At 69.6% G+C, this 5748-nt stretch carries 5 protein-coding genes; 3 read left to right on the plus strand and 2 right to left on the minus strand.

Annotated features, from left to right (window positions below):
- Positions 1-209: transposase (locus tag AB0I53_RS45250; protein WP_358616211.1), on the minus strand; the 209-nt coding region annotated here is incomplete at its 3' end.
- Between the two features lie 262 nt (positions 210-471).
- On the opposite strand from AB0I53_RS45250, the gene AB0I53_RS45255 reads away from it, so the two are divergent.
- Both AB0I53_RS45255 and AB0I53_RS45260 read left to right on the plus strand, forming a co-directional pair.
- Positions 472-1470 (plus strand): ArsA-related P-loop ATPase, encoded by a 999-nt coding sequence (locus AB0I53_RS45255; RefSeq protein WP_358616213.1) that lies wholly within the window; start codon positions 472-474, stop codon positions 1468-1470.
- Positions 1467-2606 (plus strand): ArsA-related P-loop ATPase, encoded by a 1140-nt coding sequence (locus AB0I53_RS45260; RefSeq protein WP_358616216.1) that lies wholly within the window; start codon positions 1467-1469, stop codon positions 2604-2606. The genes AB0I53_RS45255 and AB0I53_RS45260 overlap by 4 nt, the downstream gene beginning before the upstream one ends.
- A gap of 60 nt (positions 2607-2666) precedes the next feature.
- Here AB0I53_RS45260 and AB0I53_RS45265 read toward each other — a convergent pair whose 3' ends face one another.
- On the minus strand, positions 2667-2966 hold the full coding sequence (locus AB0I53_RS45265; RefSeq protein ID WP_358616218.1) for a WhiB family transcriptional regulator: 300 nt from the start codon (positions 2964-2966) through the stop codon (positions 2667-2669).
- Between the two features lie 248 nt (positions 2967-3214).
- Between AB0I53_RS45265 and AB0I53_RS45270 the strand changes: the two genes are divergently transcribed.
- Positions 3215-5626: a transglycosylase domain-containing protein gene (locus AB0I53_RS45270; RefSeq protein WP_358616220.1), complete on the plus strand. Its 2412-nt coding sequence runs from the start codon at positions 3215-3217 to the stop codon at positions 5624-5626.
- Positions 5627-5748: the final 122 nt, after the last annotated feature.

Genomic DNA, 5748 nt, shown 5'->3' on the forward strand with positions numbered 1-5748 from the left:
CACGTCGACCCCGAACCGAATCCCAACTCCTGGGGAAGGAACTCCCACTGGATGCCGGTGTAGAGCACGAACAAGATGCCCTGCAACGTCTTGCGGTCATCGATCCGACGCCGCCCCGGATACCGAAACCGACGCTCGTGCCGGGGCAGCAGCGGCTCGATCAACGCCCACAGCTCGTCACTGACCTCCCACGGCTTCGGGCGTGCCATCCCACGCTCCCAACGATCGAAACGTGATCAACTCCAGCCACCACCATGCCAGACAAAGATCATTATGCAAGGACCCCTTAGGAGACCGGCTTCCCGCCCTCCCCGCCGCCGCGACCCGATCAGCGGTCGTGAGCGAGAAAGCCGGTTCTTACCGGTTTCAGCGCTCACGACAAGCGCTCACGACCTGCGGTGCTCGCGGCCGAGGCGTGGCCGAGTTCGCGGTCGGCAGACATTTGGGGAACCCGGCACCTACGCTGATCGTGTGACCGACTGGGACGGGGAACTGAATCAGGCCCGACTGCACGTGGTCAGCGGCAAAGGCGGCACCGGCAAGACCACCGTCGCCGCCGCGTTGGCCCTCGCCCTGGCCACCGGCGGTCACAAGGTGCTGCTGATCGAGGTGGAAGGCAGGCAGGGCATCGCCCAGCTCTTCGACACCGCTCCGCTGCCCTACGCCGAGGAGTGGATCGCCGCGGCGCCCGGCGGCGGCGAGCTCCGCGCGCTGGCCATCGACGCCGAGGCTGCGCTGCTGGAATACCTGTCGATGTTCTACAACCTCGGTTTCGCCGGTCGCACGCTGCGCAAGATGGGCGCGATCGAGTTCGCCACCACGCTCGCGCCAGGCCTGCGCGACGTGCTGTTCACCGGGAAGATCAAGGAATGCGTCGGCCGCACCGACGAGCGCGGCCGCTACGTCTACGACGCGGTGGTGGTCGACGCGCCGCCGACCGGCCGGGTGGTCAAGTTCCTCGACGTCACCCGCGCGATGGCCGACCTCGCCAAGGTCGGGCCGATCCGCGATCACAGCGACGGCGTGGTGCGCCTGCTGCACTCCAGCGACACCGTCGTGCACCTAGTGACGCTGCTGGAAGAGCTGCCGGTGCGAGAAACCTTGGAGGCTGTCGCCGAGCTCGACGCCGCCGACCTGCGACCGGGCGGCGTGGTGTGCAACCGCGTCCGGCCCAACCGGCTGCCGGCCCGCTCCGTCGCCGCGGCCGCGGGCGGCCGGGTGGACACGGAGCGGGTGCGCGCCGGGCTGGCCGCCGCCGGGCTCAAGGTCGGCGACGAGACGCTGGACGGGCTGGTGCACGAGACGATCGAGCACGCCATCCGGACCCGGACCGAGGACGACGCCCGCGCGCAGCTCGCCGACACCGACCTGCCGACCGTGTCGCTGCCCGATCTCACCGGGATCGACGTCGCCGAGCTCTACGAACTCGCCGAAATACTCACCGAACACGGCATCCGGAGCCCACGATGAGCGAACCCCTGCGACCCGCGCAGGTCGACGTCGACGCGTTGCTGGACGACCCGAACACGCACATCGTCGTCTGCTGCGGCTCCGGCGGTGTCGGCAAGACGACCACGGCGGCGGCCCTCGCGGTGCGCGCCGCCGAGCGCGGCCGCAAGACCGTGGTGCTCACCATCGACCCGGCCAAGCGGCTCGCCCAGGCGCTCGGCCTGCGGGAACTCAGCAACCAGCCCAAGCAGGTCGAGCTGGAGGGCTTCGAACCGGCCGGCGACCTCAACGCGATGATGCTGGACATGCGCCGCACCTTCGACGACATGGTGCTCGCGCACGCCGGCCGGGAACGCGCCGAGCAGATCCTGAACAACCCCTTCTACCAGACGATTTCCACGTCGTTCTCCGGCACGCAGGAGTACATGGCGATGGAGAAGCTCGGCCAGCTCTCCGCCGCCGGCACCTGGGACCTGATCGTGGTGGACACCCCGCCGAGCCGGTCGGCGCTGGACTTCCTGGACGCGCCGCAGCGGCTGTCCACCGTGCTGGACGGGCGCCTGATCAAGATGCTGTCCAGCCCGGCGCGGGTCGGCGGCAAGGGCCTGCGCAAGATCGTCGGCGCGGGGTTCGGGATGTTCGCGAAGGCGGTGTCCACCGTGATCGGCGGGCAGCTGCTGGCCGACGCCGCCGCGTTCGTGCAGGCCTTCGACTCGACCTTCGGCGGGTTCCGGGAGCGCGCCGACCAGACCTACCGGCTGCTGCGCTCCCCCGGCACCGCGTTCCTGGTGGTCGCCGCGCCGGAGCCGGACGCGCTGCGGGAGGCCGCCTACTTCGTGGAGCGGCTGGCCGGGGAGCGGATGCCGCTGGTCGGCCTGGTCGCCAACCGCACCCACCCGGTGCTCGCCGGGCTCGCCGGCGCGCGGGCGGCCACCGCCGCCGAGGAGATGGAGCAGGCCGGCTCGGCGCCGCTGGCCGCGGCGGTGCTGCGGGTGCACGCCGACCGCGTCGCGGTGGCCGAGCGGGAGAAGCGGATGCTCGCCCGGTTCACCCGGGCGCATCCGGAGGTGTCGCTGATCGGCGTTCCGGCGCTGCCGTCGGACGTGCACGACCTGGCCGGACTCCGGGAGATCGGCCGGCGACTGGCCGGTGAATAGCAGAGGTCGGTCCGGTCAATCCGCCGTGGCGACGAATTGTCCGGACCGACCTCGAACGGACTAGCTCACTTGGAACTCGGTGAAATCGGAGTAATCCTGCCGGGCTGCTTCCAGCAATTCCCGCCAGTTCCGGACGTCGGGCCGGCGCCGCAACAACGCACGCCGCTCCCGCTCCGTCATTCCGCCCCACACACCGAATTCGATCTTGTTGTCGAGCGCCTCGCTGAGGCACTCGGTACGGACCGGGCAGCCGAAGCAGACCATTCGCGCCTTGCGCTGCTCGGCGCCCCGGACGAACAATTGGTCCGGATTCTGGTCACGGCATGCGGCGTTTACCCGCCAGTCCCCCTGCTCGAACATAGAGTTCCCCCAGCTCCTCACTGGATCGTCGGCGACCGTATTTCGTCCGGAGCCCCCCGGCACCGGATGTTGTGCTCAGAACTGCTTCAACCACAACAGTGCTGTCGCTGGACGTAGACGGACTGTAGAGCCCGCTGGTTCCACAACCAACCAACGGTTGTCGCTCCGTTATCTTTCTTACTCATCACATCGGGCGGATCTCCGCCGTGACACTCCGTCACGAAGCAACCCCGTTTTAGGCTGGCGAAGTGCGTGTCCGAGACGGCTTGTTGAAGCTATTCGGTCTGTGTGTGCTGGCCGGAGTCCTGGTGGCCGGCCTGCTGTTCCCGGCGGCGGGATCACTCGGAGTGGTCTCCAATCGCGCCAGCGACGCGGTCAACAGCATCTCCACCGACCTGATGACCAAGGAACCACCACTTGTGACGACGGTCACAGATCGGGATGGGTTGCCCATCGCGTACCTCTTCGACCAGAACCGGAGCCCGGCCCAGCCGGACCAGATCGCCGACACCATGAAGGCGGCGATCGTGGCGATCGAGGACCGGCGGTTCTTCGACCACCAGGGCGTGGACTGGGCGGGCACCCTCCGCGCCGCCGTGACCAACCAGATGTCCGGCGCGATCGCGCAGGGCGGCTCGACGCTGACCCAGCAGTACGTGAAGAACTACATGGTCCACGTGGTCGCCGGCGACGACCCGGTCAAGCAGGCCAAGGCCATCGAGCAGACCCCGGCGCGCAAGCTGCGCGAGATCCGGATCGCGCTGCAGCTGGAGAAGCGGCTCAGCAAGGAGGACGTGCTCACCCGCTATCTCAACGTGGTGCCCTACGGGAACCAGGCCTACGGGATCGCCGCCGCGTCGCGCACCTACTTCGACACCACGCCCGACCAGCTGACCATCGCGCAGGCCGCGCTGCTGGCCGGCATGGTCAACAGCCCGAGCGCGCTGAACCCGGAGAACAACCCCGGCGAGGCGCTCAACCGCCGCAACCTGGTGATCAGGGCGATGGAGGACCAGCGCCGGATCACCCCGCAGGCCGCCGAGGAGGCCCGCAACTCGCCGCTCGGCCTCGCGCAACCGCTGCGCGGCATCCCCAACGGCTGCGTCGGCGCCGGGCCGTCGGACGGGTTCTTCTGCAAGTACGTGATCGACTATCTGGAGCGCGCCGGGTTCACCGAGGAGCAACTCAAGCGCGGCGGCTACACCATCCGCACCACTCTCGACTCGCGCGCCACCGACGCGGCGAAGGCCGCCGCCGAGCGCGGCGTGCCGAAGACGACCAAGGGCATCGCCAACGTGATGAGCGTGGTGGAGCCCGGCAAGGACAAGCACCGGGTCCGCGCGCTGGTCGCCAACCGCGACTTCGGGCTCGACGCCGCCAAGGGCCAGACCGCGTACGCGCTGCCCAGCGGCGTGGTCAAGTTCGGTGCGGGCTCGATCTACAAGGTGTTCACCTCGGCGGCCGCGCTGGAGAAGGGGATGGGCATCTACAACACCATCCAGGCTCCGGGCTCCTACACGTCGTCGGTGTACAAGAACGGCACCGCGCCCTACACGGTCGGCAACGCCGAAGGCGTGCGCCCCGGCCCGCGCACCCTGCAGATGGCGCTGGCGACCTCGCCGAACACCGGTTTCGTGGCGTTGCAGGAACGCGTCGGGCTCGCGCAGACGGTGGACATGGCGACGCGGCTCGGGATGCGCGAGACGCTGCTCGGCCACACCGCGGGCGGCGATCCGCTGGCGCCCAACGGCTCCAACGGGCTGTCCCAGGCCGAGCAGGTCAAGCAGCGCAACATCGGCGCCTTCACGCTCGGCTACGCGCCGACCAGTCCGCTGGAGCTCAGCAACGTCGCGGCCACGATCATGAGCGGCGGCGTGTGGTGCCCGCCGACACCGGTCGAGCAGATCCTGGACCGCAACGGCAATCCCGTGTCGATCACCGAAGACCCGTGCGAGCAGGCCGTCGACGCCGGCCTGGCGAACGCGATGGCCGTCGGGATGGGCCGCGACGACCAGCCGGGCGGCACCGCATACGCGGCGGCCAACGCGGCCGGCTGGAACCGCCCGCTGGCCTCGAAGACCGGCACCACCGAGGCCCACCAGTCGGCCGGGTTCCTGGGCGCCACCCCGCAGTTCGCGGGCGCGGTGCTGACCTTCAGCGACGGCACCTCGCCGCAGGGCATCTGCGACTCCGATCCGCCGCGGTTGTGCGGGGTCAACGGCGGGAACATCTACGGCGGCAAGGTTCCGGCGCGGACCTTCTTCGACGCGATGAAGGTCATCCACGAGGGCCTGCCGGCGCTGCCGCTGCCGCCGACCACCGGCCGGTACGAGAACGGCGGCGAAGAGTTCCAGGTGCCCAACGTCGTCGGCATGGACCGGAAGCGGGCCACCGACACGCTGCAGAAGGCGGGCTACCAGGTCCAGGAGCGCTCGGTGAGCAGCACGCGCAAGCAGGGCACGGTGACCAGCCAGACGCCCCGCGGCTTCGCGCTGCCGGGCGAGATCGTGACGCTCTCGGTGAGCACCGGGTACGTGCCACCTCCGTCGCCGGAGAAGCCGCCGCCCGGCCCGCCGCAGCAACCACCGCAGCCGCCGGGCGACCGACCGCCGCAACAGCCGGAGCAACCTGTGTTGCCGCCGGGCATCTTCCCGCCGTGATCGACCGGTGCGGGCGTCTTCGAACCGAAGGCGCCCGCAGTGCTTTTCGGGCCGTCGGGTCTCGTGAGCGTTTTTGTTGGGCCAAGGGCGGCCAAAAAGAAAAACCGGCGAGTGGGCCCAAG

Source organism: Saccharopolyspora sp. NPDC050389 (genome assembly GCF_040655595.1).
Lineage (GTDB): Bacteria > Actinomycetota > Actinomycetes > Mycobacteriales > Pseudonocardiaceae > Saccharopolyspora.

Excerpts from the sequence above, each read along its gene's own strand:
- AB0I53_RS45260 (WP_358616216.1), top strand. The coding sequence starts at position 1,467 with ATGAGCGAACCCCTGCGACCCGCGCAGGTCGACGTCGACGCGTTGCTG.
- AB0I53_RS45265 (WP_358616218.1), bottom strand. The coding sequence starts at position 2,966 with ATGTTCGAGCAGGGGGACTGGCGGGTAAACGCCGCATGCCGTGACCAG.